This is a genomic window from Marinobacter caseinilyticus, assembly GCF_011074955.1.
In the GTDB taxonomy this organism is placed as follows: domain Bacteria; phylum Pseudomonadota; class Gammaproteobacteria; order Pseudomonadales; family Oleiphilaceae; genus Marinobacter; species Marinobacter caseinilyticus.
The window spans coordinates 82,568-109,546 of sequence record NZ_WUQJ01000031.1 but is presented as its reverse complement, the minus strand read 5'-3'; the positions used below and the strand labels follow the sequence as shown (position 1 = coordinate 109,546).

Annotated in this window: 25 protein-coding genes; 12 read left to right on the top strand and 13 right to left on the bottom strand. The window is 58.4% G+C overall.

The features are described from left to right. The first annotated feature begins 13 nt into the window (after window positions 1-13). Window positions 14-712, top strand: coding sequence for a Crp/Fnr family transcriptional regulator (locus GRX64_RS15715; protein WP_166268690.1), 699 nt, complete (start codon window positions 14-16; stop codon window positions 710-712). Window positions 713-953: 241 nt separating this feature from the next. On the opposite strand, the gene GRX64_RS15710 is transcribed toward GRX64_RS15715, so the two are convergent. Beyond that, window positions 954-1,313, bottom strand: a complete 360-nt coding sequence (locus GRX64_RS15710) for a DUF6164 family protein (RefSeq protein WP_166268689.1) — start codon at window positions 1,311-1,313, stop codon at window positions 954-956. 121 nt (window positions 1,314-1,434) lie between these two features. Here GRX64_RS15710 and GRX64_RS15705 point away from each other — a divergent pair, with 121 nt between their 5' ends. The 4 genes from GRX64_RS15705 to GRX64_RS15690 are packed head-to-tail and all read left to right on the top strand — an operon-like array spanning window position 1,435 to window position 6,037. Further along, a complete protein-coding gene (locus GRX64_RS15705; RefSeq protein ID WP_166268688.1) occupies window positions 1,435-2,886 on the top strand; it encodes a DUF2868 domain-containing protein in 1,452 nt (483 codons plus the stop codon). Further along, window positions 2,883-4,313: a GTPase/DUF3482 domain-containing protein gene (locus tag GRX64_RS15700; protein WP_166268687.1), complete on the top strand. Its 1,431-nt coding sequence runs from the start codon at window positions 2,883-2,885 to the stop codon at window positions 4,311-4,313. Before GRX64_RS15705 ends, GRX64_RS15700 begins: the two co-directional genes overlap by 4 nt. A gap of 50 nt (window positions 4,314-4,363) precedes the next feature. Further along, window positions 4,364-4,753, top strand: a complete 390-nt coding sequence (locus tag GRX64_RS15695) for an ectoine synthase (protein ID WP_166268686.1) — start codon at window positions 4,364-4,366, stop codon at window positions 4,751-4,753. 42 nt (window positions 4,754-4,795) lie between these two features. Next, window positions 4,796-6,037 (top strand): MFS transporter, encoded by a 1,242-nt coding sequence (locus GRX64_RS15690; protein WP_235937711.1) that lies wholly within the window; start codon window positions 4,796-4,798, stop codon window positions 6,035-6,037. A 173-nt stretch (window positions 6,038-6,210) separates the two neighbouring features. On the opposite strand, the gene GRX64_RS15685 is transcribed toward GRX64_RS15690, so the two are convergent. From GRX64_RS15685 to GRX64_RS15650, 8 genes are all read right to left on the bottom strand, one after another. Further along, entirely contained in the window at window positions 6,211-7,386 is a 1,176-nt protein-coding gene (locus GRX64_RS15685; protein ID WP_166268685.1) for a type III PLP-dependent enzyme, read from the bottom strand. A gap of 347 nt (window positions 7,387-7,733) precedes the next feature. Next, complete coding sequence (locus GRX64_RS15680; RefSeq protein ID WP_166268684.1) at window positions 7,734-8,600, bottom strand: substrate-binding periplasmic protein; 867 nt, start codon at window positions 8,598-8,600, stop codon at window positions 7,734-7,736. Window positions 8,601-8,755: 155 nt separating this feature from the next. Then, window positions 8,756-11,233, bottom strand: coding sequence for an ATP-dependent helicase HrpB (hrpB, locus tag GRX64_RS15675; RefSeq protein ID WP_166268683.1), 2,478 nt, complete (start codon window positions 11,231-11,233; stop codon window positions 8,756-8,758). A gap of 108 nt (window positions 11,234-11,341) precedes the next feature. Next, entirely contained in the window at window positions 11,342-12,004 is a 663-nt protein-coding gene (locus GRX64_RS15670) for an SCO family protein (protein WP_166268682.1), read from the bottom strand. An 11-nt stretch (window positions 12,005-12,015) separates the two neighbouring features. Beyond that, a complete protein-coding gene (gene cyoE / locus GRX64_RS15665; protein WP_166268681.1) occupies window positions 12,016-12,927 on the bottom strand; it encodes a heme o synthase in 912 nt (303 codons plus the stop codon). Then, a complete protein-coding gene (locus GRX64_RS15660; RefSeq protein WP_166268842.1) occupies window positions 12,924-13,970 on the bottom strand; it encodes a COX15/CtaA family protein in 1,047 nt (348 codons plus the stop codon). Before GRX64_RS15660 ends, cyoE begins: the two co-directional genes overlap by 4 nt. 67 nt (window positions 13,971-14,037) lie before the next feature. Further along, on the bottom strand, window positions 14,038-14,658 hold the full coding sequence (locus tag GRX64_RS15655; protein ID WP_166268680.1) for a hypothetical protein: 621 nt from the start codon (window positions 14,656-14,658) through the stop codon (window positions 14,038-14,040). Between the two features lie 15 nt (window positions 14,659-14,673). Then, the gene (locus GRX64_RS15650) at window positions 14,674-15,390 is read right to left on the bottom strand and encodes an SURF1 family protein (RefSeq protein WP_166268679.1); all 717 of its coding nucleotides are present in this window, start codon (window positions 15,388-15,390) and stop codon (window positions 14,674-14,676) included. 51 nt (window positions 15,391-15,441) lie between these two features. Here GRX64_RS15650 and GRX64_RS15645 point away from each other — a divergent pair, with 51 nt between their 5' ends. Further along, window positions 15,442-15,645 carry a twin transmembrane helix small protein gene (locus tag GRX64_RS15645; RefSeq protein ID WP_166268678.1) on the top strand — a complete coding sequence of 68 codons (204 nt, stop codon included), beginning with the start codon at window positions 15,442-15,444 and terminating at the stop codon, window positions 15,643-15,645. A gap of 9 nt (window positions 15,646-15,654) precedes the next feature. On the opposite strand, the gene GRX64_RS15640 is transcribed toward GRX64_RS15645, so the two are convergent. From GRX64_RS15640 to coxB, 4 genes are all read right to left on the bottom strand, one after another. After that, on the bottom strand, window positions 15,655-16,542 hold the full coding sequence (locus GRX64_RS15640) for a cytochrome c oxidase subunit 3 (protein ID WP_166268677.1): 888 nt from the start codon (window positions 16,540-16,542) through the stop codon (window positions 15,655-15,657). A 16-nt stretch (window positions 16,543-16,558) separates the two neighbouring features. Next, window positions 16,559-17,140: a cytochrome c oxidase assembly protein gene (locus tag GRX64_RS15635; protein WP_166268676.1), complete on the bottom strand. Its 582-nt coding sequence runs from the start codon at window positions 17,138-17,140 to the stop codon at window positions 16,559-16,561. 14 nt (window positions 17,141-17,154) lie between these two features. Then, window positions 17,155-18,738, bottom strand: coding sequence for a cytochrome c oxidase subunit I (ctaD, locus tag GRX64_RS15630; RefSeq protein WP_166268675.1), 1,584 nt, complete (start codon window positions 18,736-18,738; stop codon window positions 17,155-17,157). Between the two features lie 104 nt (window positions 18,739-18,842). Continuing rightward, window positions 18,843-19,967, bottom strand: coding sequence for a cytochrome c oxidase subunit II (gene coxB / locus GRX64_RS15625; RefSeq protein ID WP_166268674.1), 1,125 nt, complete (start codon window positions 19,965-19,967; stop codon window positions 18,843-18,845). A 351-nt stretch (window positions 19,968-20,318) separates the two neighbouring features. On the opposite strand from coxB, the gene GRX64_RS15620 reads away from it, so the two are divergent. The 6 genes from GRX64_RS15620 (at window position 20,319) to GRX64_RS15595 (ending at window position 26,955) form a co-directional block, all read left to right on the top strand. Next, entirely contained in the window at window positions 20,319-21,653 is a 1,335-nt protein-coding gene (locus GRX64_RS15620) for an MATE family efflux transporter (RefSeq protein ID WP_235937710.1), read from the top strand. A gap of 163 nt (window positions 21,654-21,816) precedes the next feature. Next, the gene (locus GRX64_RS15615; RefSeq protein ID WP_166268673.1) at window positions 21,817-22,464 is read left to right on the top strand and encodes a hypothetical protein; all 648 of its coding nucleotides are present in this window, start codon (window positions 21,817-21,819) and stop codon (window positions 22,462-22,464) included. 126 nt (window positions 22,465-22,590) lie between these two features. Then, window positions 22,591-23,256 (top strand): cupredoxin domain-containing protein, encoded by a 666-nt coding sequence (locus tag GRX64_RS15610; RefSeq protein ID WP_166268672.1) that lies wholly within the window; start codon window positions 22,591-22,593, stop codon window positions 23,254-23,256. A 41-nt stretch (window positions 23,257-23,297) separates the two neighbouring features. Next, window positions 23,298-25,625 (top strand): putative bifunctional diguanylate cyclase/phosphodiesterase, encoded by a 2,328-nt coding sequence (locus tag GRX64_RS15605; protein WP_166268671.1) that lies wholly within the window; start codon window positions 23,298-23,300, stop codon window positions 25,623-25,625. A 17-nt stretch (window positions 25,626-25,642) separates the two neighbouring features. Then, complete coding sequence (locus GRX64_RS15600) at window positions 25,643-26,500, top strand: DUF3034 family protein (protein WP_166268670.1); 858 nt, start codon at window positions 25,643-25,645, stop codon at window positions 26,498-26,500. 20 nt (window positions 26,501-26,520) lie between these two features. Further along, window positions 26,521-26,955, top strand: coding sequence for a group I truncated hemoglobin (locus tag GRX64_RS15595; protein ID WP_166268669.1), 435 nt, complete (start codon window positions 26,521-26,523; stop codon window positions 26,953-26,955). Window positions 26,956-26,979 lie beyond the last annotated feature (24 nt).

The following is a 26,979-nucleotide window of genomic DNA, read 5'->3' as shown; positions in this document are numbered from 1 at the left end:
ATGCCGCATGCCCATGACTGATACCCACCACAAGGCCAACCCGCTGGCGTCTGCTCCGTGTTTGCTTGGCCAGGAAGACAATGCGGCCATGCCAGCAGCCACCTCGCCTGAAAGCCTGGTTTTACTCAATAGCCTGAGCCGGGTTTTTGGCCTGCGGTTGACTGACGACCCACAGAATCTCAATAATCGATTTCTGGCTGAAGTCGCGGACCTGTTCAGCAAATCCGCCATGGACGCGGAAACGGTTCTGGAAAAACATGAGCGCCCCTGGCGGCAGGTCTATCTGGTACAGCACGGGGTATTGCGACTGTTCCGCGAGTCTCCAGCGGGTAAAGTCGCCATTCATCATTTTTTTACCGAGGGCGATATGATCTGGCCGGTTTTCGGGCGCAGTCGGACCGCCCGGAACACCCTCTGCCTGACACCCGTGACGCCTTGTACCCTATGGGTGGCGGATTTCAGCACTTTTCGATCGACCATTCGTTCCTACAGCGAGGGCCGCTGGGCACGCTTCGCACTGGCGCTGACCGAGGAACTCGCCGAACTGTCCACCATGCGGGAATTCCACAAACAAACCCTGCCCGCCCAGGACCGGTATGACATGCTGGTACAGGACTACCCGGAACTGATCCGACGCGTACCCGACTTTCTGCTCGCGGCCTGGCTCGGGGTGGCACCGGCCACCTTCTCGCGGCTCAAGCACAAAGACTGAACCCACTCACGCCCCGTCTGTTGGGACAACGGCAGGCACGCCTGTTGTGATCGCCCCCGCTGGCCGCACTCAAGTCCCTCTGGCCGGTGCACCCTCGCGTCGGTTCCTTGTCTGCAAATCGGGACTGTGGCTATTCGTTTCAGCCGTTTCCCGACCCGTGGTGAGGCCGTGCGAAGAGCACGACATCATTGCGCCATGGCTTGTCGCCTAAGATCACCACTGCAGCTCGTCACTGTTTTCACTACAGCGTCAGGTAGGGAGCGAGGGTCAGGGCCGCAATCACCACAACAGCCAGACAAACCGCCAGCATTGTGACTGGGCGCTGCCGAAATCGTTGCCAGACCCCGACGACACGTCCCGCGTGTCGGGCCTGCGCGTACGCCTGGCGCTGGGTGTGCTGGCGTTCGCGCTGATACTCGGCCAACAGCGCTCTGGCCCGTTCCGCCTGGTCCGGATCATGCACCCAAAAACCGCCCATGCTGATGCCCCAGCGGCTCGGAGGTGTTTCATAGTAGGGCACGTCATGGGCCTCGAACAGGTCACGGATTTCATCCGCCTCATCATCGGGCACATGTCGGAGATTCATCAGGTGGTGAGGCATAGGCAGATCGGACGTCGCGTAAAGGTGTTCTTTATCCTAGCATTTACCCATCCCATTGGCTTGGCGGGCCGACGATGGATCAGGTTACACTCTTGAAGACGACCCATGCTCAGGACCCTTCATGCCTAAGGATTTACTGACATTACTACTGGATTTCGATGACCAGGTTCGCAAAGATCAAGCGCAGCCGGCGGCGTTTCTGCATCGCCGGGATCGCAAATTTGCCCTGGCCTGTCAGGCCGAAGGGCAGCGCCCCAGCCCCCGGGCCTGGCTTCGTTACGTCAATGCCGTTACCGCCCGTCCCAGCCCCACTCGTCGCAATGACGCCCGGCTGACATTCTGGCACCGCTGCACTGTTGGATTCGCGGCGGTGGGGGCGATGCTGGGCGTGATCACCATGGTCGGGTTGTTGTTCTACGATGGTACCAACCAAATCAACATCACGGTGATGCTGGCCTTCGCGGCTCTGCAGCTGTTATTGGCGCTGTTAACCAGTGTCCAGGCCCTGATGGGCTGGCAACCCTGGGGGCTGCTGATGGAGCGCATCAGCAGCCGGCTGGGTTATTCTCCTGCAACGGGCTCCGCTCTGCATTCGTTGCAACCACAACTGATGGCCCGCGCCGCACACACCGGCGGGCTCGCGTTCGGCATCACCGGTGTGCTGACCTTGATCGTGCTGGTCGTTGTTCAGGATCTGGCGTTTGGCTGGAGCACCACGCTGAACACATCGCCCGAAGCCTTTCATCGTTTCATCCGGTTCATCGCGCTTCCCTGGCAGGACTTATGGCCGACCGCATCACCGTCACTGGATCTGGTGGCAGACTCGCGGTTTTTCCGCATCACAGAAGGCAGCGTTGAAACTGCACCGGCCCGCTGGGGCGAATGGTGGCCGTTTATTGTGATGACCTGGCTGTGTTATCTGGTGCTTCCGCGTCTGCTGCTGCTGGCCTTCGCGAACGGGCACCTTGGCGCCCGGGCGCGGCGTCAATTGGCACGCCACCCGGGCTTGGCGGCGCTGCAGTACCGCATGGAAACACCCGCCCTGGACACTGGCAACGCTTATTCCGACGCCAAGGACCAACCCGATCTGGCCACCACCGCCGCCGTTCACCCAGTGCCCAGCGCCTGCGTGATCATCCGCTGGGCGCATGCAGGCGCCGATACGGCGCCATGGTCCCATTCCGAGACACATCCCGAGCCCGCCCTCAACCTCACGGCCGGTGGCTCGGCCTCCCTGGTTGACGACCGCCAAACGTTGCGCAGGGCAGGGTTGCAGCTGTCGTCGGACCCCCGCAAGGCGGTGCTGGTGGTCACCCGGGCCTGGGAGCCGCCAACGGGGGAGTTGGCCGATTTTCTGGCTGAAGCCCGACAGAGCTGGCCGCAAGGCGTGCGGTTGGCGCTGTTACCCGCCAGCGTCGATCCGACTGGCCAGCCTCCCCAGCACCAGCTGTCGCAGTGGTTGAGGTTCGCCGAGCGACAACAGGACCCATTGATTTACGTGTGTTCCGCGCATGCCCCCGCAGCGCCGGGGCATTGCGATGCCACCGGACATACCGCCGGGGAAGTGCAATGAGCGCAGCGCCTGTTTTCGCCGCGGTCGGCCACCCGAACAAGGGCAAATCCAGTGTCGTGGCGACCCTGTCTCAAAACGATGCCATCGCCATCGCGTTGGAACCCGGCACCACCCGGCACCGTCAGACCTACCCGCTGACCGTGGACGGGGACACCCTCTACACGCTGGTCGACACGCCCGGCTTTCAGCGTCCACGCCGGGTGCTGGCGTGGCTTGAAGCACACAGCCTGACGGCCTCGGATCGAGCGGAAACCGTCGCGGCCTTTGTGACCCAGCACCGTGGCCATGATGATTTCCACGACGAATGTGAATTGCTGGCGCCTGTGCTGGAGGGTGCCGGTATTATTTATGTGGTGGACGGCTCCGTGCCTTACAGCGCCGAGAACGAGGCGGAAATGACCATCCTGCGCTGGACTGGTCAGCCCAGCCTGGCGCTGATCAACAGCATTGGTCCGGACGACTACAGCGACACCTGGCAAGCGGCTTTGGGTCAGTTTTTCCAGGTCGTGCGTCGTTTCGACGCCGTGCGGGCGCCGTTTGATCAGCACCTGAGTCTGTTAAAAGCCTTTGGTCAGCTTGAGCCCCGCTGGGAGCAACCCCTGGAGCGAGCCGTCCAACACCTTCAGGAGCAACGCCTGCGTCGCAGTGAGCAGGCCTCCGGTCTGATCGCCACGGCCCTGGAAGACATGATGCTCTGGCAGGAGCAACGTATCCTGACGGCCACTCAGGCGACGGATCAAAGCAAAGATGCGCTCGTCAACAGTCTCCGCGAACGCTGGTACCTTCACCAACGCCAGCGCGAGCAAAGCCTGCGCCTGACCATTGAGCACCTGTATCAACACAACCGCATTCAGCGCCAGGAAGCCGAACTGACCTGGCACAGCGACCACGATCTGTTTAGCGAAAACAGTCGGCAGGTCTGGGGGGTGAGCCGTACCTACCTGACCACGGCCGGATTTGGCGCCGGCGCTCTTGGCGGCGTTGGAATTGATGCCCTGACTTTTGGCGCCTCGTTCGGCACCGGGGCACTGATAGGTGGGTTGATTGGCGCCGCCGGCAGCTACTTTTACGGTGACCGGCTGACTTTGTCGGCGCTGAAAATCGGCCCCCTGCGCGACGGCCTGCAGACCGCCAGTTTTGGTCCCGTACAGGACAGCCAGTTTGGTTACATTGTACTGGGTCGGGCCATCGATCACTGGTGGCACATCAGTCGCCGCAATCACGCCGGGCGCGAGCTGCTGGATCTGGCACCGACCGAATCCCACTGGCTGGAACAGCTTGACCGTGACAGCCGCAATACACTGCAGCGATTTTTTGATAAATGTCGTAAAAACAATAACCTGGATGATGAGATCCGGCAACGGTTAAGACACGCCATTGAAGCCGCTTTCGCCGCCTACGACGATTGGCGGTTGAACAGTGCCTAACAGGAATGTTTATACTGAAGCGCTAGCCACTCCAAAGAATGGGGAATACCATGAAAATAGTCAGAGTACAGGACATTATTGGTACAGAACGGGAAGTTGAAGGACCAGGCTGGACCAGCCGGCGGTTATTGCTGAAAAAAGACGGTATGGGCTTTTCCTTCCACGAGACCATCATTCCGGCAGGTGCCGAACTGAATCTCTGGTACAAGAACCACCTTGAAGCCGTTTACTGCGTCTCTGGTAACGGCTCCATCACCGATCTCGCCACCGGTGAAACCCACGAGATTACCGATGGCACGCTGTATGCCCTCGATAAGCACGACCGCCACACCCTGCGAGGCGGCACTGAGGACATGCGTCTGATCTGCTCCTTTAACCCTCCGGTCACCGGCCGTGAATCACACGATGCCGATGGCTCTTACAATCTGTCAGAAGACTGATCCTTCCAATCAGGTTCCCGACACAACCTGCGGGAATCTGCCTTGAGTAATTCCACACCGGCTCAGCCTCAGACCACCAGCTTACTGCTGGTGGCTCTGTTGTTGTGGCTGACCGGTTTGTACCTCCGCATTCCCATGCTGGTGGCCCCGGCCCTGGCGCCTTATGTCGCCGATGAGTTGGCCCTTACCCAGGCCCTGACCGGCGCCCTGACCACGCTGCCGGTGCTCATGCTGGCCATTGGGGCGATGCCAGGCTCGCTCGCCATCTCCCGTATTGGTCCTCGCAATACCCTGGCGCTGGCACTGGTCATCGTGGCCGTTGGCTCCGCCAGTCGAGGCCTGGCCCCCAACACGGTCGTGTTGATGCTCACCAGTACGGTCATGGGGCTGGGCATCGCCATGATGCAGCCTGCCCTGCCAGCCTTGCTTACCCGCTGGCTCCAACCCCAACATCTGGCATTAGGCACCGCTGTTTATATGAACGGCATGCTGATGGGAGAATTTATCGGTGCCGGAATCACCCTGCCCATCGTCATGCCGTTGCTGGAGAACAGCTGGCGGATGACATTGCTGGCCTGGTCGTTACCCGCCTTGATTGTGGCGGCCTTGTTGTTTTTACCGATCCGGGAGCTGAACCGCCCACTCAACCGACCCGAGTGGCTGCCGGACTGGAGCAATCCTTTGACCCTGCGACTGGGCCTTTTACTCGGCAGCTCGGGCTCGCTGTTTTTCGGGGTCAACGCCTATATGGGGAACTTGCTGGCCCAGCGCAGTGAACTGGGCCGACTCGACGACGGGCTGTTCTGGTTCAACTTCGCCCAGGTTGCCGCCTCCATGGTGATGTTACGCATGGCTCGGCGGTGGGTGGGCCGTAAAGCGATGATTGTGTTCATGAGTGTCGCCAGTCTGACCGCCCTGCTGGGCGTCATTCTGACCTCGGGCTGGCTCAGTATTGCGCTGGCCGTCAGTATGAGCTTTACCGCCGGGATGATGCTGATCCTGCTGGTGGCCCTGCCACCGTTGCTGGTCGCCAGCAAGGACACCGGACGATTATCGGCCGGTAACTTCACGGTGGGTTATACCCTGTCGTTCGGGATCCCTATGGTGGGCGGTCTGGTAGCCGATGCCGCCGGGGATACCCGCTACGCCTTAGCCACCATGCTACTCTATGGCGTGCTGGTGCTGCCCATCGCCTGGACCCTGAACATTCGTCGCCCGCCTGACACTCCGACAGCAACCTCAAACCAAGCCAGCACCCAGCCTGCAGACATCCCCGAAGGCTGATGGATTGCCCGACGCATCCGCCGGTCATCGATCTTCACAATCGCCCGTCGACTTCAAGCCCCGCGCCTCACAGCCGTCCGCGGAAAAGGCTCACCGGTACGAAAAAGCAAACGGTTATGCAACGGTTAAGGCCGGGACGCTCTCCCACAGTGCCCCGGGTCAGCCGGACAGTTTCAGACGTAATAGTCTTTCAGTGGCGGAAAACCGTTGAACTCGATGGCACTGTAGGTGGTGGTGTAGGCACCGGTGGAAAGCCAGTACATGCGGTCACCAATGGCCAGATTAAGTGGCAGGCCGTACTTGTAGTTTTCGTACATGATATCGGCACTGTCACAGGTCGGGCCGGCAATCACCACGTCTTCCAGCTCTCCGGATTTCTCGACAAAGATCGGAAACTTGATCGACTCGTCCAGGGTCTCGATCAAACCGGAAAACTTGCCCACATCGGTATACACCCAACGGTGCAATGCGGTCCGCGATTTGCGGGAAATCAGCACCACTTCGCTGACCAGTATGCCCGCGTTTGAAATCAGTGACCGACCGGGTTCAATGATGATTTCGGGAAAGTCAGTGCCGAAATCTTCCCGGATAAAACGCTCAATCTCTTCCGCATAAGTCTTCAGGTCATTGGTCCGGGTGATGTAATTGGCCGGAAATCCACCGCCCATATTGATCATCTTCAGCTCAATGCCGTCTTCATCTTTCAACCGCTCGAAGATCACTTTCACTTTACCCAAAGCGGCATCCCACGCGCCGATTTCACGTTGTTGCGAACCCACGTGGAAGGACACACCGTAGGGCACCAGGCCCAGGTCACGCGCCAGGATCAGCAGGTCCATGGCCATGTCGGTCTGGCAACCAAATTTGCGGGACAGCGGCCAGTCCGCGGTCAGGGTACCCTCGGTCAGTATGCGCACGTAGATCTTGGCGCCGGGCGCGGCCTTGGCAATATTGCGCAGGTCCGCTTCCGAGTCGGTGGCGAACAGGCGCACACCCTTCTCAAAGAAGGTCCGGATGTCCTTGCTCTTTTTAATCGTATTGCCAAAGCTGATGCGGTCCGGGGTGACATCGTGGGCCAGGACCTTTTCCAACTCATAGACCGAGGCGATGTCGAAATTAGACCCTTTATCCCGCAGCATGGTCAGAATTTCCGGCGCCGGATTCGCTTTGACGGCGTAATAGACGCTGGCGTAGGGAAAGCCTTCCACCAGCTCATCGTACTGACGGTCAATGGTCGCGGTATCGATCACCACAAACGGGGTATCTTTGGTGTCTGCCAGTGCTTTGATGCGGCTAAAGGTGGCCGAATCGTAGTAGTCAGAAATCTTGATGGATGTCTGGTCGGTCATGAAGGGTGGGTTCCTGCCAAGAAAAAATGAACCAAAAATAGAGGCGACTCACCTAAGGAACCTCTGATTAAGTCTATTAGCGCATCCGGCTCACCCTGAAAGCCGGAATCAGGGCGAACTTTGCGGGCTGGCTGGTTGGTTGCCTTTCAAGAAAGCTCAACGCTTGCAGAATCGGCCATAGACTTAATCGGAGGTTCCCTCAGTGGGGACACCCCGTTATGGCGCGAATTTAGGGCTTTTCCGGGCGCCAGGATATGCGCATATCTACCCATCCCAGGCGACCTTAGGGGGGCTGACCATGGCATGAAACTGGCTGGATTTTTGGGGCGTATTGAGCAATGGCGAGGTCAGTCGCCGGCGACCTCGTACTCACCGCGTTCAAAGGCAGCAAAGTAGGTCTGGTAACGCCCGCTGTCCTGGAACTGTCGCAGGCGCTTGTTGAATTTTTTCACCAGGGCGAGGCTGTCTGGTCCCTTTCGCGGAAACAGCATAAAACTCTCGTTTTCCAGTACCGGTTTGGGGTGATGGGTGATTTGGGCAACTTGCTCGGGCTTCAGGTCCCGGCGCAGGGTAAAATAGCCAACGTTGATCTCTTCGGGAAATACATCAATGCGACCAATCAGCAAGCGCAGGAAATTCTGCTCATCCGAGGCAACCCGTTCGAGCTTGAATAATTCCGCCTCCGCCGCGGCGTCAAACTCCGGACCGTAGCTGTAACCAAGACCGCCGCCGATGGTCAGACCCACAAGGTCACCGTAATGTTGCCAATGGAAGCCATCACCCTTTCGGTGAAAAAACACGAACTGTTCTTTCAGCACCGGGTCGCTGTAATAGAAATCGTTTTCCCTTTCCGCCTTGTACATCCAGACCGCTGTCGCGTCCCGCTGAACCTTCGCAGCTTCGCGGTAGGCCCGGTTCCAGGGCAGAAAATGAAAACTGACTATGTAGCCTTCGGCGGCAAAAATATCGCTGATGAGGTGGGCGATGAAGCCATGGTGCTTCTGGTTCTGGGCGATGAACGGTGGCCAGTCACCGACACTGACCTGCAAATGGTTGTCGGCGGCCAAGACGCTGACCGGAACACACGCAATGCACAACACCAACCAACATAACCGTATCCGCTTCATTGTAGCGTTCAACCCTTTCTCCCCATTGCCGGGTCGTGTATCGAAAATGCCGTCGCCACAGTATAGCAACGCCGCGGCTTGAGCCATGATCGGCCCGATCGGCCCGGCCCCGACCTCCGACAGCACGCTGTCAGCGTTTGCGAATCACCCTAAAAGCGCCCAGGCACAGCCCCTGGATTTATTGACAGGGATATCGGTGCTGCCCCCAGGGTCCGCGTTCCGATCCGGTTCAGTGATCCGGATCAAACGCCCTGCTTTTTGGTGCCTCGCGTTGCCTCCGCACTGAGCGGGTCTTCCGGCCAGGGGTGCTTGGGATAGCGGCCGCGGGTGTCCTTGCGCACACCGGGATAACCGTTTTGCCAGAAGCTGGCGAGGTCGGCGGTCACCGCCAGCGGGCGCCGGGCCGGCGATAGCAAATGGATTACCACCGGCACGGTGCCATTGATCACACAAGGTGTGTGCTGCCAGCCAAACAGCGATTGCAGCTTGGCGGCCAAGACCGGGCCACCGTCGGCCGTGTAATCGACGGGCCGGGAGTCGCCGGTCGGGATGGTGAGCGAGGCCGGTGCCAACTGGGCAAGGCGCTGCTGCTGATCGTAGTCGAGCAGACTGGTCAGTGCTGGAAGTAAGTCCATTTGCTGTACCTGACTCCAGCGTGTCATGCCCGCCAGAAACGGCAGCAGCCAGTGCTCGAGGGTCGCCAACAATTCAGTGTCGCCAACCTCCGGCCAGTGATTCGGCTGATGGTGACCGATCAACGTCACCCTGGACCGCCACTGGATGGTCACTGGCGTCCAAGGCAGGCTGCACAAGCCCTTGTGCCGGACCGCCGTCAGCAGTCCCCGCTCAACCTGGGCTGCGCTCAGGGTTGGCAACACCGTTTCCGATAGCACCAGTTGCCCCAACCTTTGCTGTCGACGAGCCACCACCGTACCTCGGCTGTCATCCCAAACCGCCTCTTCCACCGTCTCGATGCGATGACCCAGGTCCTGTTGCAGTACCGCCAGGGACACCGGCGCGGCCAGGTAAACCGTCGCCTCCCGGGCCTGACCGTCCAGTTCCGCCGTGGCGAGCCAGTCAAAGCGCGCCAGGCTATCGTCATCTCGCAAAACCGCGCCGCGGCCATTGCTGAGCCGGTATCGGGGCGCCTCTCCCGGTCTTTTACAGGCGATCCGATCGGGGTAAGCAAGTGCTAACAGACGCCCCACCTCGTCAGCGGAAACAACCGCCGAGCGGTCTTGTTGATTGGCCGGGCGCCACCGGGCGGCGGCTCGCCGAATTGATTTCAGGCGTCCGGCATCCACCTGGGGGGCCGGCTCCTCGTTCCGCAGTACGCGGACGCGCTGGTGCATGTCCGCACCGTGGGAACGACCCAAAATATCACGCTCTTCCAGCAAAGCCGCCAACTCGGCCGCCAGATGAGGCCAGCCCAGGTCACGACCGCACAGAATCATGTGGGCCAGGCGCGGGTGGCAACCCAGCCGACGGGCGGCTTTCCCCGACGCCGTGATCGCGCCATCAGCATCCAGGAGCCCGAGCCACTGCAATAAAGCGACCGCTTGCTGCCAGTGGGCTTGCGGGGGCAAATCAATCCAGGTCAGCGCCTCGGGGGAGCGGGCGCCCCATTGCGCCAACTCCAGCACCAGGGGGGTTAAATCGGCCTCCAGTATTTCCGGCACGGTGAAATCCGCCAGACTGAACTGATCGGCGTCACTCCACAGCCGGTAACACGCTCCGGCTTCGGTTCGCCCGGCGCGCCCCTTGCGCTGGTCGGCGGCGGCTTTCGACAACCGTTTGGTGACCAGCCGTGTCATGCCGCTGTTGGCATCAAAGATTGCCCGGCGCTGCTGACCGCTGTCGATCACCACGCGAATCCCTTCGATGGTCAAACTGGTTTCCGCAATCGCCGTCGCCAGCACCACCTTGCGCTCGCCGTCCGGCGCCGGCGCAATCGCCCGGTCCTGATCCGCCGCACTCAGGTTGCCATACAGTGGCGCGAGCCGGCAGTCGGTTGGCAATTGGCCACGCAGGGTCTGCTCGACCCGGCGGATCTCGGCAACACCCGGCAAAAACACCAGTACCGAGCCGGTTTCCGAACCCAGCGTTGTTAAAATACAGGCTGCAACCGCGTCCAATAGTCGCCGGGGGTTCGCAACCGGTTGATAATAGGTCGTGACCGGATACGCCCGGCCATCACTGCTAAGCACTGGGGCATCGTCCAGCAACCGGGCGAGGGGTGCGGTGTTGAGGGTGGCCGACATAACCACCACCCGGAGATCATCGCGCAAGGCTTGCTGGCATTCCCGCACCAGCGCCAGCCCAAGATCGGCCTGCAGCGAGCGCTCATGAAATTCATCGAACACCACCGCCGCGTAATCCTCCAGGGCAGGGTCGGCCTGAATCATCCGCGTCAGAATGCCTTCGGTCACCACTTCGATTTGGGTATGGGGTGAGGTACGGGAGTCGAGCCGAGTTCGATAACCGATGGTGTCGCCGGGCTGCTCGCCCAGTTGCCGCGCCATGAAGCGCGCCGCCGACCGTGCGGCCAGGCGGCGGGGTTCCAGCATCAGGATTTTTTTCTGTTGGCGCCAGCCCGTGCCCAGCAATGCGGGCGGCACACGGGTGGTTTTACCCGCACCCGGCGGAGCCTGCAACAACACCGTGGTGTGGTGGTCCAATGTGGATATCAGGTCCGGAATCAGGGCATCAATAGGCAACATGGGGGCTGACCGATCGCAGGGCTGTGGTTTGACGTACCGGGGCCGGTGCTGCTTTGGCGCAGTGGGGGGGGGCAAACCAGCGATACGGACGCCGGTCGTGGCATACCTTCACTTCGCTCTGGGGTGCTGCGACTTGCGCCACTGATAAATACGCTCAAAGGCTTCGGCGACCGCTTTGGGATTATGCGGCGGCTGTAGAACCGCAACCATATTGCCGTCCGGGCCAATCAGCGCGAGGTGCCCGCTGTGGTCGACATAAGTGACGCCATCGCTTTCCCGGTGGACGAACACCGCATTGAGACTCTTGGCCAGAGCCCGCAGTGCTTCCAGGTCCCCGGTCAGGCCGTGGAAGTCCTCACCGAAGAAATTCAGGTAATCCCGAAGCTTGTCTGGGCTGTCGTTGGCGGGATCGGCGCTGATCAACAGATATTCCGGCTGCGGCAGGTCAGCCGGAATCAAGGCATCGGTTTGCCGCAGCATCGCCATGGTGGCAGGGCAAATATCCGGGCAATTGGTGTACCCGATGAAGGCAAAGGTCCAGTGACCCGTCAGATCCGCTTCGGTTGCCGCCTTACCGGTTTCGTCGGTGAGCTGGAAGGGTGTAACCGGTCGCCCCTTGTCGTAAACGAACGTATTCATGGCACTGAGATCCGGCGCAGGTACGGGCTCCTGGTCTGACGCCTTCATGACCTGCTGGGCGACCACAAACCCGAATATAGTGACCACTAGGAGGATCAGGGCTATGACCGTGCGTTGGATCGGGCTGCTCATGGTGTCTCCGGTTAGAAAAAAATGAAATGATCGACCAGCAAGAATACAAACAGCAGCATCAGATAGGTGATCGAATACTTGAAGGTTGCCATCGCCACTTTACGGTCATCGCCGCGGAGCAAACGCACAGAATACTGCAAAAAGCGCAACCCCAGCGCCAGCGCCCCCACCAGGTAGATCGGTCCGGACATGCCCGTAACAAATGGCAACAGACTGACGGCAAGCATCATCAGGGTGTAGAGCAGGATGTGCAATTCGGTGTAGCGATTGCCGTGGGTGACCGGCAACATCGGAATGCCCGCCTTGGCGTATTCTTCCTTCCGGTGGATCGCCAGCGCCCAGAAATGGGGGGGCGTCCAGGCAAAGATGATCAGCACCAGCAACAATGCGTGTCCATCAATCTGACCGGTCACCGCCGTCCAGCCCAGCAGCGGCGGCATGGCGCCTGCCAGCCCGCCAATAACGATGTTTTGGGGGGTCGCCCGTTTCAGGAACAGAGTGTAAACACCGGCATAACCGACCAGCGACGCCAGCGTCAGCCAGGCGGTCAGAACATTAACCTGCCACACCAGCACCAGCATACCCGCCAGGGCTAACGACGTGGCAAACACCAGCGCGTCGAAGGGGCTGATTTTACCCGTTGCCACCGGTCGTTTGCGGGTGCGGGCCATCACGGTGTCGATTTTCTGATCCACAACATGGTTAATGACGGCGGCTGCGCCGGCAAGCAGGGCAATGCCCATGTTGCCAAACACCAAAACCGACCAGTGGGGCACACCCGGTGCCGCCAGTAACATCCCGATCACGGCGGTCAGCATCATTAATGCCACGACGCGGGGTTTGGTCAGCTCCAGAAAATCCCGCCAGGAAACCCGCTTTGTGGGGTTATCTTCGAGGGCAACGGTGTGGGCTTGCTCACTCATGCAGTGGCCTCCTGAGTTATTGTTGTTGTGTTGGTTCTGATCGCGCCGGTGTAGCGCCAGCCATGCAATCGCCAAAGTAAATTGATAATGCTCAATAACAGCCCTGCACCCATGGCATTGTGGGCCACCGCGACCGCCAGCGGCAGGTGAAAGGCCACATTGGCCAGTCCAAGCAGGATCTGGGCCGTGAGCGCCAGCCCAATCAAAACAATCGCAGGTCGGTACGGCGTATCGCCGAGGCTCCGCCACAATGCCGCAAGCAGGGCGATAAAGTAAACCAATACGATCATGGCACCTACCCGATGGCTGATGTGAATCGCCACCCGGCCGTCAGCCATCAGTTGCCCGCCCAAATAGTTGGGCCCGACCGCCTGGGTCACATCGAACCCGTGTTGAAAATCCATTTCAGGCCACCATTCACCCTGACAGGTTGGCAGCTCCGGGCAGGCGACCGCCGCGTAATTGGAGGCCGTCCAGGCCCCCAGGGCGATCTGCATGATAACCAATACCAGGCCACCATAAATCCATGGCCGCAGCCGCGTCAGCGCGGCCCCATTGGCCGGGTCCGGCGCCGGTCGCCTGGCCCGCAACCGCAACGTTAACAAGGTCAACAGGCTCAGTGTCGTGAAACCACCCAACAGGTGCAGCGCCACCACTTGTGGCCAAAGCTTCAAGGTCACCGTCCACATGCCAAATGCGCCCTGCAGCATGATAAACCCGGCGAGGAATAGCGGCAATTTGACCGGCAGTCCGGCTTTTCGATGCCGAATACCGTACCCGGCCAGCGCAAATACCAGCAGTCCGAGGGTGCCGGCGGCATAGCGATGAATCATTTCCGGCCAACCCTTCGCCACATCCACCGGGGATTCCGGAAAGCGGGCCTCGGCGATGGCAATATGAGCATCGGTCTGAGGCACGGAGAGAAAGCCATAGCAGCCTGGCCAGTCCGGACAGCCCAGACCGGCATCCACCAGCCGTGTCCAGGCCCCAAGCATGACCACAACGACCGCCAGCAGGGTGGCAATAAGAGCCCCACGGCCCATCAGGTGAAAGCAGTCGGTTGGATGTGCGTGTCTATTGTTCACCGGTCAGCCTCAGGTTAGTCAGGCGTTAGCCTATCTGTGACAGTTTCATCAAGTGTTTTAAATCTTTCAGCATATCTTTACCCGAGTGACGGCTGTCGTATCGCATCATGACATTACCAAACGGGTCCACCAGTAACAGCACAGGCGCCCGGTTCGGCCGGACCTCACTGGACCAGGCCGGCGCTTGACCGTCGCTCGTCAGGCGCTCCATCGTCGCGTATTCACTCGGCCAACGGGCTTGTAACTCTGCCGGCATTTGCTCCAGATACGCTGCACGGTTCATGCGATCGGCGTTTTTACCCAGGGCGATATTGACCTGGCGTGCCAAGTACAGCAGTTTCTCGCAATCGGCCTTGCAGTCTTGAGCGGCGACCAGCATTAACCATTCGGCGTTTTCACGCTCAGGACCAAACCGAGCCGCCAGGGGACTCCCGTTAGCGCTGATCAGCCCGAGTTGAGCCACCGGCACCGCCGGCTGGATCAATTGCCCGTTATTGCTGTAATCGGTCGGGTTAAACCAGCCGGTGTAGTACATAACGGTTGCCAGCAGCATCGGTCCGAAGCCGACGGCGAACAGCAACAGTGCGATTTTTCGTCCCCGGCGTATTTGTTCCGGTGACGGTGGTGTACTGTTTTTTTCAGCCATGGAATGTCTCAGGTCCTACGTCATTTTTCGAAAACTGGCAACCAGCGTCAGTATGATCAGTGCCATCGCCAGTGAAAACCACTGCACAGCATAGCCGTAATGTGTCTGCGGGCCCATCACATCCGGCGCCCAATCCGCCACAAAAGCGCCGGGTTGCTCGCGTCCCGACAAGCGCACCAAACCGTCGGCGAGATCTTCTTCCTCGGCCCTTGCCTGAGCGGTGGACAGCGACTGAACGCGTTTCGGCCACTGGTGTTGTTCTGCGCGTTCCGCCAACACCGGCGGTTCCGGGAATGCACCGATACGCCCCTGCAGGCTGACCAGCCCGGTTGGCGTTGAGAACTCGGGTAGTTCACTCCGGCGCTGCTTGCCTGGCAGCCAACCACGGTTGACAACAACCGGCGGGCCTTGCTCAGGGTAAAACACACTCAGCACTTCATACCCGGGCACACCTTCCCGGGTCCGATTATCCAATAGCCAGTGATAGCGTTGCGAATACTGCCCGACCAGTGCGACCGGCTGGTCGATCTGAAGGCCTTGTTGCAGATGCTCGGCCCAGCTGAGCGTCTGCGACTGCTGTTGCCAACGGTCCAGCAACGCCTGTTTTTCCGAGGCCCGGTCCAGTTGCCAGCGCCCCAATCCCAGCAGCACGGGTAGCAAAATTCCGGTAAAGACCAGCAGTCGCCAGTCCCAGACCCAACGGCGATGCGTTTTCGATTTCTGGATGGTCATGCTCTGCTATAGTGACCTTTGATACGGCTAACCCGAACCGGAGACTCGTTCATGCTTAAAGTCGCAATTGTGATTCTGATGTTAGCGGTTATCGTCAGTCTGTTTAGTGGGCTGGTGTTTTTGATCAAGGATGGCGGCAAAACCCAGCGCGTCGTCAATTCACTCGCGGTCCGGGTTTGCCTGAGCCTGCTGTTGCTCGCACTGATTCTGGTTGCTCTGTGGCATGGGGATCTGTCGTTGAACCCCACGCCTTAGCCAAGCCGCTTACAGGACGTAGACAAACACAAACAGGCCCAGCCAGACCACATCCACAAAATGCCAATACCAACTGGCCGCTTCAAAGCCAAAGTGCTGTTCCGGCGTGAAATGGCCTTTCATGATACGGATGAGCATGATCGTCAGCATCAGGGTTCCCAGAATGACGTGCGCGCCATGGAAACCGGTCAGCATGAAGAACGTGCTGCCATAGATGCCAGACCGCAGGGTCAGGTTGAGATGGGCGTAAGCCTCAAAGTATTCATAGGCCTGAACCGCGACAAAGATCAGCGCCAGCGCGATGGTGGCTGCCAGCCAGATTTTTACCTTGGCCCGGTTTTCATGTTTCAGGGCGTGATGCGCCACGGTCACAGTGAAGGATGACGATACCAGCAAAATGGTGTTGATCAGTGGCAGGTGCCATGGGTCGATTATTTTCTCGGGTGCCGGAAAGGCTTCCGGGTCCGGATTATTCAGCAATGGCCAGGTCGCCTGGAAGCCTTCCCAGAGCATGTTACTGCTGCCTCGGTCACCTTCGCCACCAAGCCAGGGCACTGCAAATACCCGGGCATAGAATAAGGCCCCAAAGAAGGCCGCAAAGAACATCACTTCAGAAAAAATGAACCAGCTCATACCCCAGCGAAACGACCGATCCATCTGAGGGCTATAGAGTCCGGAGCGGCTCTCGCTGATGACAGTGCCGAACCAGCCAAACAGCATGTAAGCCATGATCAGGCTGCCGATTCCAAAAGTGATCCAGGCCCCGGAGGTCGATTCCCCCTGAGAGCCATTCACCATGATAGACGCTACCCCATACAGGGTGGTCGCAAGCCCGACGGTGGCGATGATCGGCCATTTGCTCTGTTCGGGTACATAGTAAGTCTGGTTTGTCGCCATGACAGTCTCCGACGGCTTATCCGTTATCGTTTGTTGTTATCTGGGTCTGTTCCGCTGCCGACACGGCCGCTGGATCGCTCTGGTCGTACAGCGTGTAGGACAGGGTCAATTTATGGATTTCTGCGGGTATCGCGGCATCCACGATGAAGACCAGTGGCATATTGACCGATTCGCCCGCCTCCAGTTTCTGCTGGTTAAAGCAAAAGCACTCCGTCTTGTGGAAATAAAGCGTGCCCTCGGACGGTGACAAGCTGGGGACAGCCTGTGCGGTCATGGCCAGGCCGGTAGGATTCCTGGCGAAGAAATTGACCGTGGTGGGCTCTCCCGGATGGACCTTCACGCTGGTCACCACCGGACGAAATTCCCAAGGCATCTCAGGGCCATTCTGGGCCACAAACTGGACGGTGATGGTGCGATTGTCATCCCGTTCCAATACCGTCGTGCTCTCGTAACGGCCCTGGGTTTTGCCATTAATTCCCAGGGCCTCACAGAACACGTCGTACAGTGGCACCAATGCAAAACCGAACGCGAACATACCCACCACGCTGGCTAGACACCAGCCCACAACCCGAGCATTGGAACGTCGCTGTTCAGTCATGATGGCGCTCCCGGCTATTTAATTTCCGGCGGTGTGGCAAAGGTGTGGTAAGGCGCTGGTGACGGCAACGTCCATTCCAGACCTTCCGCGCCCTCCCAAGGCTTGGCCGCCGCTTTTTCGCCACCGCGTACACACTTGACCACGATAAACAGGAACAGCAGCTGCGTGGCGCCGAACATGAAGGCTCCAATGCTGGACACCATATTGAAATCGGCAAATTGCAGCGCGTAGTCCGGGATTCGTCGCGGCATGCCGGCAAGGCCCAGGAAGTGCATGGGGAAGAACGCCAGATTCATGCCCACGAACGACAGCCAGAAATGCGTCTGCGCCAGGGTTTCATCGTACATGTGGCCGGTCCACTTCGGCAGCCAGTAGTAGGCCGACGCGAAGATGCCAAAGATTGCACCCGGTACCAGCACATAGTGGAAGTGCGCCACTACAAAGTAGGTGTCGTGATACTGGAAGTCCGCTGGTGCAACAGCCAGCATCAAGCCGGAAAAGCCACCAATGGTGAACAGGATAACGAACGCCACCGCAAACAGCATCGGCGCCTCGAAGCTCAGCGCGCCACGGAACATGGTGGCAACCCAGTTGAACACCTTCACACCCGTGGGCACCGCAATCAGCATGGTGGCGTACATGAAGAACAACTCACCGGCCAGGGGTATGCCGACCGTGAACATGTGGTGCGCCCATACCACAAAGGACAGCAGCGCGATGGCGCCCACCGCATACACCATTGAGGCATACCCGAACAGTGGCTTGCGGGAGAACGCCGGGATGATTTCCGAGACCGCACCGAAGGCCGGCAGGATCATGATGTAGACTTCAGGATGACCAAAGAACCAGAACACGTGCTGGAACAGCACCGGGTCACCACCACCGGCAGCGTTAAAGAAGCTGGTACCGAAGTTGATGTCCATCAGCATCATGGTGACCACCCCGGCCAATACCGGCATAACGGCGATCAGCAAAAAGGCGGTAATCAGCCAGGTCCAGACGAACAGTGGCATTTTCATCAGCGTCATGCCCGGCGCCCGCAGGTTCAGGATGGTAGCGATGACGTTGATGGCACCCATGATCGAGGACACACCCATGATGTGCACCGCGAAAATGAAGAACGTGGTGCTCGGTGGTCCGTAGGTGGTCGACAGTGGCGCGTAGAAGGTCCAGCCGAAGTTAGGCGCGCCTCCCGGCATAAAGAGCGTCGAGATAAGAATCAGGAACGCCGCCGGCAGCAGCCAGAAACTCCAGTTGTTCATCCGTGGCAGCGCCATGTCAGGCGCGCCAATCATCATGGGAATCATCCAGTTGGCCAAGCCCACGAAGGCTGGCATCACAGCACCGAACACCATGATCAAACCATGCATGGTGGTCATCTGGTTGAAGAATTCCGGCTCCACAATCTGCAGTCCGGGCTGGAACAACTCGGCGCGGATGACCATCGCCATCGTGCCACCCAGCAGGAACATGGCGAAGCTGAAGATCAGGTACATGGACCCGATGTCTTTATGGTTGGTGGTATACAACCATCTGGTAAAGCCCTTGGCAGGACCGTGATGATGATCCTGGGCGTGGGTATCGATGACCGCACTCATGAAGAACCCCCTAGCCGCCTGATGAAGCTTGTCGGCGCTGTTTATAGTAGCTGGAGAAGACGTCAATGGGAGCCAGGATGACGTTCATCCGGCTCCCAGCAGCGTTACTCCTTATTTTTGTAATCGAACACTTCTTTCGGTGTGACCATTTCACCGGTGTCATTACCCCACGCATTCCGCTCATAGGTAATAACCGCGGCCAAATCCGCTTCGCTGAGCTGTTCACCAAAAGCCTGCATGGGCGAGCCAGACACCCCGTTGACCACCACATCCAGGTGGGCGTTCATATCTTCGATGGCAATGCGACTGCCTTTCAGCGCCGGGAAAGTCGGTGGCATGCCCTCACCATTGGCCTGATGACAGGCTGCGCAGTTGGTGTTGTATACACCTTCGCCCCGCTCCATCAGCTCAGCCAGGGTCCAGTCTTTGCTGGTCAGTTCGCGCTCACGCTCGGCGCTGGCCACCTGTTCCGCAACCCAGGCATCGTATTCGTCCTGCGGCACTGCTTTGACCACCACCGGCATGAACCCGTGAAGGCGACCACAGAGCTCTGTGCACTGACCGCGGTAGATGCCCGGCTCGTCGATGCGGGTCCAGGTTTCGTTGATAAAGCCCGGGATGGCGTCTTTCTTGACCCCGAAGGCAGGCACCCACCAAGAGTGAATGACATCGTTGGCGGTCACCAGGAAGCGGATTTTCTTATCCACCGGCACCACCATCGGGTTGTCCACTTCCCGCAGGTAATGTTCGTTCTTCTCCACGCGGTTGTAGATTTCATCCTGAGGCGTTGTAGTGTTGGAAAAGTAACCAAATTCCTCATTGATGTAATCGTACTTCCACTTCCACTGGTAGCCGGTCACCTTGATGTCAATGTCCGACTCTTCGCTGTCGTACATATCCATGAGGGTCGCTGTGGCGGGGATACACATGAGCACGAGGATCACGAATGGTATGATGGTCCAGAGGATCTCCACCACCGTGTTTTCATGAAAATGTGCAGGCTTGCTGCCTTTCGACTTGCGATGGGCAAAGATGGACCAGAACATCACGCCGAAGACTACGATGCCAATAGCAACGCAGATCCACAGGATCGTCATGTGCAGACCATAAATCTCATTACTGGTGCCGGTTACCCCCGGCGCCATGTTTAACGTCCAGTCCGCCATTGCCTGGCTGGATACCAGACTCGCGCCCAGAAGGGCGCCTGCCCGCTTTGCGTGCACACGCATAACGTGTCTCCACAGAGTATTGTTCTTGTCATGACAGCAACAACCCGTCATCAGGCAGCCGGGAAAACAGCTATCGCCCGAAGGTCGGCTGGCGTGTCCGTATGTTCTGCGTGACACTTCCTACTTCAGGAAGTATTGCTTCCCGATCCCTATTGCCCGATGAGTGCTCGCACACACTCAACTGACGAGGAGCGGAAGTCTTTTCACGAATTAATCGAGGCCCAGTATAGACAGAGGTGGGACAAAGTCTCAAAACATTGGTTAAAATTTAACTGCCTTTCAAACCGCCTGCTTATAACTAAAGCGCCTATACAATACTTTTGTCGCATCCCGACGGAGCCCCAAAACTTGATGAACACACCCGCACAATGGTCTGTGTCCCCTACGGATCAGCGCCTCTGGGCCCTGGCATGGCCATTGATGTTGACCAACCTGACCGTGCCGCTACTGGGACTTGTGGACACTGCCGTTCTTGGCCATCTTGAGCGTCCGGAATACCTGGGTGCTGTCGCGATTGGCGCCAATTTGTTCACAATTCTGTTCTGGACCTTCGGATTTATGCGAATGGGGACCACCGGTTTGGCCGCTCAGGCCTATGGTCGCCAGGATGGTTTTGGCCAAATCGCCTTGCTCGCACGCTCGGTTATTCTCGCAGTGGTTATCGGCCTGTTACTGATTGGCTTTCATCAACCGTTGATTGACTTTGGGCTGGCGCTGATGAACCCCAGTGAGGACGTCGCAAGGCTTGCTGGCGATTACGCCGCGATCCGGATCTGGAGTGCGCCGGCGGTACTGTGCCAATACACCCTGGTGGGCTGGCTGATCGGAACCCAGAACCCCCGTGGCCCCATGCTCATGCTCATTGCGGCCAATGGCCTCAATATTGTCCTGGATGTCACGTTTGTGACCGGTTTGGGCTGGAACAGCCAGGGCGTCGCCTTAGCCACCGTGTTGGCCGAGTACTCTGCAGCAGGCGTGGGGTTTTGGCTCGTACTCCGTCGATTGCCGACGGAGGTTCGGTTTAACCATGCTCTGCTGGGTTCCCTGTCAGACTACCTCAGGCTGCTGAACGTCAACCGTTACATCATGGTTCGCACGGTGACCCTGTTGCTGGTGCTGGCTTTTTTTACCGCCCAGGGCGCACGCCAGGGTGATATTGTTCTGGCGGCCAACGCTGTCCTGATCACCTTCCTGCTGGTGATTTCCAATGGCCTTGATGGGTTTGCCAACGCCGCCGAGGCCCTGGTTGGTGAAGCCGTCGGGCAAAAAAACCGCCACCAGTTCAAGATGGTTTGCCGCTCCGCTACGCGTTGGTCCTTATGGGGTGCCGGTCTGTTTACCCTGCTGTTTGTGCTGGCCGGGGAGACACTTATCCACCTGCTGACGAGCATAGAAGACGTTCGGATCGTCGCCCACGCTTACCTGCCCTGGCTCTGGACACTGCCTCTGGCCGCCGTGTGGGGATTTTTACTGGACGGCATCTTTATCGGCGCCACCCGCACCCGGGACATGCAAAACTCGATGCTGGCCTCCGCTGTGCTGGTGTTTCTCCCGGTCTGGTGGCTGACCACCGCCTGGGGCAACCATGGCCTTTGGTTCTCTTTGATTTTCCTCATGTTAGCCAGAGCAGCCAGCATGGGCTGGTTGTTTTTCAAACACACGCGGCGGGGTACCTGGTTCGCTTAAGGCATTACACTCAGGCAGGCCGTAGAATCTCAACTACACTAATCGGAAACGGCAGGCATTACGTGGTAGCCAGCCCGTACCTGCTTGCGTGACTAACGATTGCTGACGGATAGCGGGAGGCGCCTTGCGACCCTATTCAGTGCATACTTCGGCATCCCCTGACATGACACCAGCGGCTGTATTAAACATCATCGCCCAGGCCCGCCGGCAGGAAGCACGGTCCGGTGAGTTTTTGCGACAAATGCGAAGCCGGGCTGCAAGCCTACCGGACAGTATTACAGTGGAAGGCTATCAACCGGCCACGTGCCTCTTTCAGTTCGCGGTTGAATACATTGAAATGGCGCCCCGCTTGATCGAGTGCGTCGACGCCTGTGCCAAGCAAGCCGGCAAATCAGCGCTGTTCGCCCCGTTTATTCGCGCCGCCACCCGCTATTTTACTCAACCCTCCATACTGCTGGCGCGCTACGATGGCCTTGATGGCCTGCTCATCAAGGCGTACCTGTGTCATCGACTGATGGAAGAGATGTACGAGAACAACCGCTCCACCCGGAGCAGCCAACTGGTGGATGTTGAGGCCACCCAGGCAAACCTGCTTGCCCATCAGCTCATTGGCGAACCTTTTGCCAATGAGCTGGACCAGTCCATTACCATCACCGTGGTTCAGATTGCCGGATCGCCGGATTACTACGAACTGAATCTTGATCCCTTTGTATCCGAGGTAAAGCACGCCGCTTGGGACTGGATGCGTGAATATTGGGAAAACCTGCTGATTCGAAACCATATTCACTTTATGCTGGGACCAAAACCATGAGGGCATTCAACCGGCAAGCTCCTTGATAGGGTTTACACTCGTGAGGGCGTCACCTGCCTGTCGTAATTTTCGACTTTGCACACCAGCCGAGTTAGCCTAGTCACTTAAAAAAGCACGGAACCTTACATGCTGTCTAATGGTCACTTTGGTTTGCTTGCCGCTTTTATTCTGGCGCTCGGAACGCCGTTGCAGAGTTTCGCAGGCTCTGTCTCGCTTGAATTTTACGATCAATCCACCGGCAAGCCGCTGCCTGGTGTGGTGGTGACTGCTGACAACGGTATGACACCCTCACCAGCCACTGCTGAGATGGCGCAGCAGCAGCGTGCGTTCGCCCCCCATGTGCTGATTATCCCGCAAGACACAACGGTGTCGTTTCCAAACCGGGACAACACCCAACATCATGTGTATTCCTTCTCGAAGCCCAAGCCGCTGAACATTGAGCTATACGCCGGTCAGCCCGAGGCGCCCATTCGATTTGATAAAACCGGCATCGTTGAGCTCGGCTGCAATATTCACGACAACATGCAGGGTTTTATTGTGGTGACCGACAAAAGCCAGGCGAGCCGTTCTGGAGATGACGGCATAAGTCAGTTTGAGTTGCCAGACGATAGCCTGGAGGGCGGCCTGAATGTTGAAATCTGGCACCCGAGATTGCGCAACAATACCACCAGTCAATTCATTACGCTGACGGGACCATTTCCAATCACACAAACGCTAACATTGGATGTTATGCCTGAGAAAGCGCCCCGTTCTGGCCTGGAAGGCCTGCAAAAGCGCTTCCGTGATCTCTAATGAAGACATGGTTTCCGACTCCGGGTTTTAGAGGCCGCCTGATGTTGGCGATGCTCTCGTCGGTTGTCATCACCAGCATCAGTATTGCTGGGGTCATGATGTTTTATCTGTTCGAAGAAGAAGAAACCCGCGCCGCCAAACAGCTGTCCATTGCCGAAGGCATTGCGATGGAAGTGATTGATCGGCGGACCGAGTTGTTGATCTCAAACTTGCGAATCGTTGCCGACGATTTCGGATTCAAATCCGCCATCGCAACCCGTGATACCCCCACCATCACCAGCGTTCTGGCTAACCACAGTGCCCGCGCCGGAACCGGCCTGGCCATGCTGGCAGACAACAGCGGCACGTTGATTGCCAACCTGCAGGGACTGGAGAATGGCACACCATTACCCTTTGCCAACCTGCTCGCCTCAGCACAGGAATCGGGCTCGGCCGCCGAAATTGTGAGCTGGCAAAATCGAGCTTACCAGATTCTGATCGTGCCAATTCAGGGCCCTGGCCTGCGGGCCTGGCTGGCGGCCGGTTTTCCTTTGAACAATGCGTTTGCGGAGTTTATTGGCGATCTGACCGGCACTCAGGTCGTATTTGAGCGACGCCAGGGTGGTGAGGCCATGATCCTTGCCAGTAGCCTGCCACAACGCGCCCTGGATCAGGAATTGTTGTCCCAGTTCAACAAGCTGAATGGGGCAGAGCTGGTGGATAGTAATCGCTATTTTATCCAGTCCCTGAACCTCAAGTCAGGGTCCGACGGGTCCATCCACGCACTGTTATTAAGCGATCGGGCCAAAGCACTGGAGACCTACTACCAACTCGCGCTTGAAATGCTGCTGCTGGTATTGACCGCGCTGTTCATCGCCGGCGTTTTGGTGGTGCTGACGGCCAGAGCGCTGGGGCGTCCGGTATTGCAACTGGCCAACTTTGCCGCGGCCATTGGTGAGGGCCGCTCCGTTCAGCCCCCAGATCTGCGTACCGGGGGCGAGCTCAGAACTCTGAGCAAAGCGCTCAATGACATGTTGCTTCGAATCCGCGAACGGGAACACCGGATCAGGCACGACGCGATTCACGACGACCTCAGCGGATTGCCAAATCGCAAGGCCATTGAGTCCGAACTGCGTGACTGGTTTTCAGAGCACCGCAAGGGCTATCTGGTGGGCATTTCGCTGACCGATTTCAAGGCATTGAATGAGACCTTGGGTTACAGTTTTGGCGATCAGGCTCTGCTCGCCATCGGGCTTCGACTGCGTGGTCAGTTGCCGATAAACTGTATCTTCGGCCGTACCGGCGGCAATGAGTTCATTGCGCTGTTACCGGTCGAGGATGAATCGTCGTTACGCTCATTGCTGGCCCGCCTGAGAAGCCACGCCGAGCTGCCCGCGGTGATCAGCGATACCCCCATTAATCTCAAACTGCACATGGCCATTCTGGAACTGCCTGCCGATGCCAGCACGTCGGATGAAGTTCGGCGCCGGTTGAGCCTGACCCTGGGGCGGGCAGCTCACGCTGAAAACCACATGGCGTTCTACCGCCCGGGCGGTGATGAAGATCACCTGAAGGAACTACGCCTGATACGCGATCTGCCCAACGCCCTGAACGATGGGCATATGTACATGAATTATCAGCCTAAAGTCAGGTTTGGCTCGGCTACGTTTACACAAGTCGAAGCCTTGATTCGGTGGCGACACCCGGAGCTGGGCTTTATCAATCCAGAGGAATTTATCCGGTTGGCCGAGCGTTCCGGTCAGATTCAGGAGCTAACCGGCTTTATCCTGCGTCGTATTGCACGGGATACCGCGGATTGGCATAAGAACGGTCTGGATATTGGGGTGGCCATCAACCTGTCGGCACTGGATTTAACCAACCGAAATCTGGCTGACGAGATCCACACCGTATTCAAGGGCTGGCACGGTCGTATGAACAAACTCACCTTTGAGATTACGGAAAGTGCCGTCATGGCGGATGCGGGCGTCGCCACCCAAGTCCTGGAGCAGCTGCGGTCGTTGGGCGTCAGGTTATCAGTGGACGACTTCGGGACCGGTTATTCGTCATTGGCCCAATTGCGCCAATTGCCCGTACACGAACTGAAGATCGACAAGTCCTTTGTGCTCAACCTCGGCAGCCAACCTCAGGATCAATTGATCGTCAAATCCACGATCGACATGGCCCACGGTCTGGGCCTGAGCGTGGTGGCGGAAGGCATTGAGAATGTCGAGAGCTGGCAGCTTTTGCAGGGCTGGGGCTGCGATCTGGCGCAAGGGTTCTTTTTGGGCCGGCCGATGGTGTCGACAGACCTGACGGCCTGGGCGCAGACATTTGAGACCCGCGCCGCTGAGTTGACTGTCGAGCAGGCGAGTGCGAATTCATCAACATGAGACTGGTGGGAGCAGTAATGAAAAGACTTTTGCTGGCGTGGATCACCCTGGCGCTGCTGACCACCGGACACGCGCTGGCGGCACCCGGGAGTCGGCTCTGGGCAACCGGGGGGGTCACCTCCATAGAAGGCAGCGCCGGCGGCGGTCTGGTGCCGTGGGCGTTGCTCAGCGGGTACGCCAGCGACCAGGAATGGAGTGGCACGCTGGCACTGTCCCAGGCCAGCGTGGATGACTACACCGTGAGTTTCACCGGAGCGTCGATCAACTGGCACAATCGCGTCGAACTCAGTGTCGGTCGTCAAACCCTGGACCTGGATACCCTCGGCGCCGCGCTCAACGAGGATGAACTCACGCAAGATATCTTTGGCGTCAAGGTCCGGCTCTGGGGTGACGTGCTGTACAGCCCCTACGGCCAGTGGGCCGTGGGCATCCAGCACAAGCGTAACCGTGAATTTACGATTCCGTCTGCGGTAGGGGCGCGGGACGAGACCGGCACCGACCTCTACCTTGCGGGCAGCAAATTATTCTTCGCGGCGGCCTTCGATCGCAACGTGCTGGTCAATGCCACCCTCCGCGGCACCAAGGCCAACCAGGGTGGCTTGCTGGGCTTTGGCGGCGACCAAGGCGATCGCTACGATATGCAGCTTGAATCGAGCGTTGGCGTGTTTCTTGACCGACGCTGGCTAACCGGCGTGGAGTATCGCCAGAAACCCGACAACCTGAGTTTCGCCCGTGAAAGTGATTGGTGGGATGTATTTGTCGCCTGGGTTCCCAATCGCCACCTGGCCATTACCGCAGCCTGGGTGAATCTGGGAGACATCGCCGGCCTGAAAGACCAGCAAGGTGCCTATCTGTCGCTTCAAGGCAGCTTTTAATCAATGCAGGGAACTCGACTATGACCTCCTTTAAACATCTGATGGTGATGGCTGTGTTGCTCTTCGCGGTCGGCTGCCAAAGCCTGAATCAACCGGAACCGGACAGTCTGTACGAAGATTTAGGCCAGCGTGCTGGCATTGCCCAAATCATCGAAGATATGCTGTACGGGGTGGTGGATGACACTCGCATCGCCTTCCAGTTCAAAGGCGTAGACATCGTGGAGCTTCATCAGGGCCTGACCGACCATATCTGTCAGCTCAGCGGCGGCCCGTGCACTTACAGTGGCAGGGACATGCGAGAGGCTCACAAAGATATGAATATCACGGCCACCCAGTTCAATGCACTGACCGAAAACCTGATTCTGGCGATGGAAAAGAACCGGATTTCGACCAGCGCCCAGAACCGCCTGCTTGCCCGGTTGGCACCGTTGCATTCAGAGGTGCGCAACTTATAACCTGGTAATCTGGTGCGACAGACG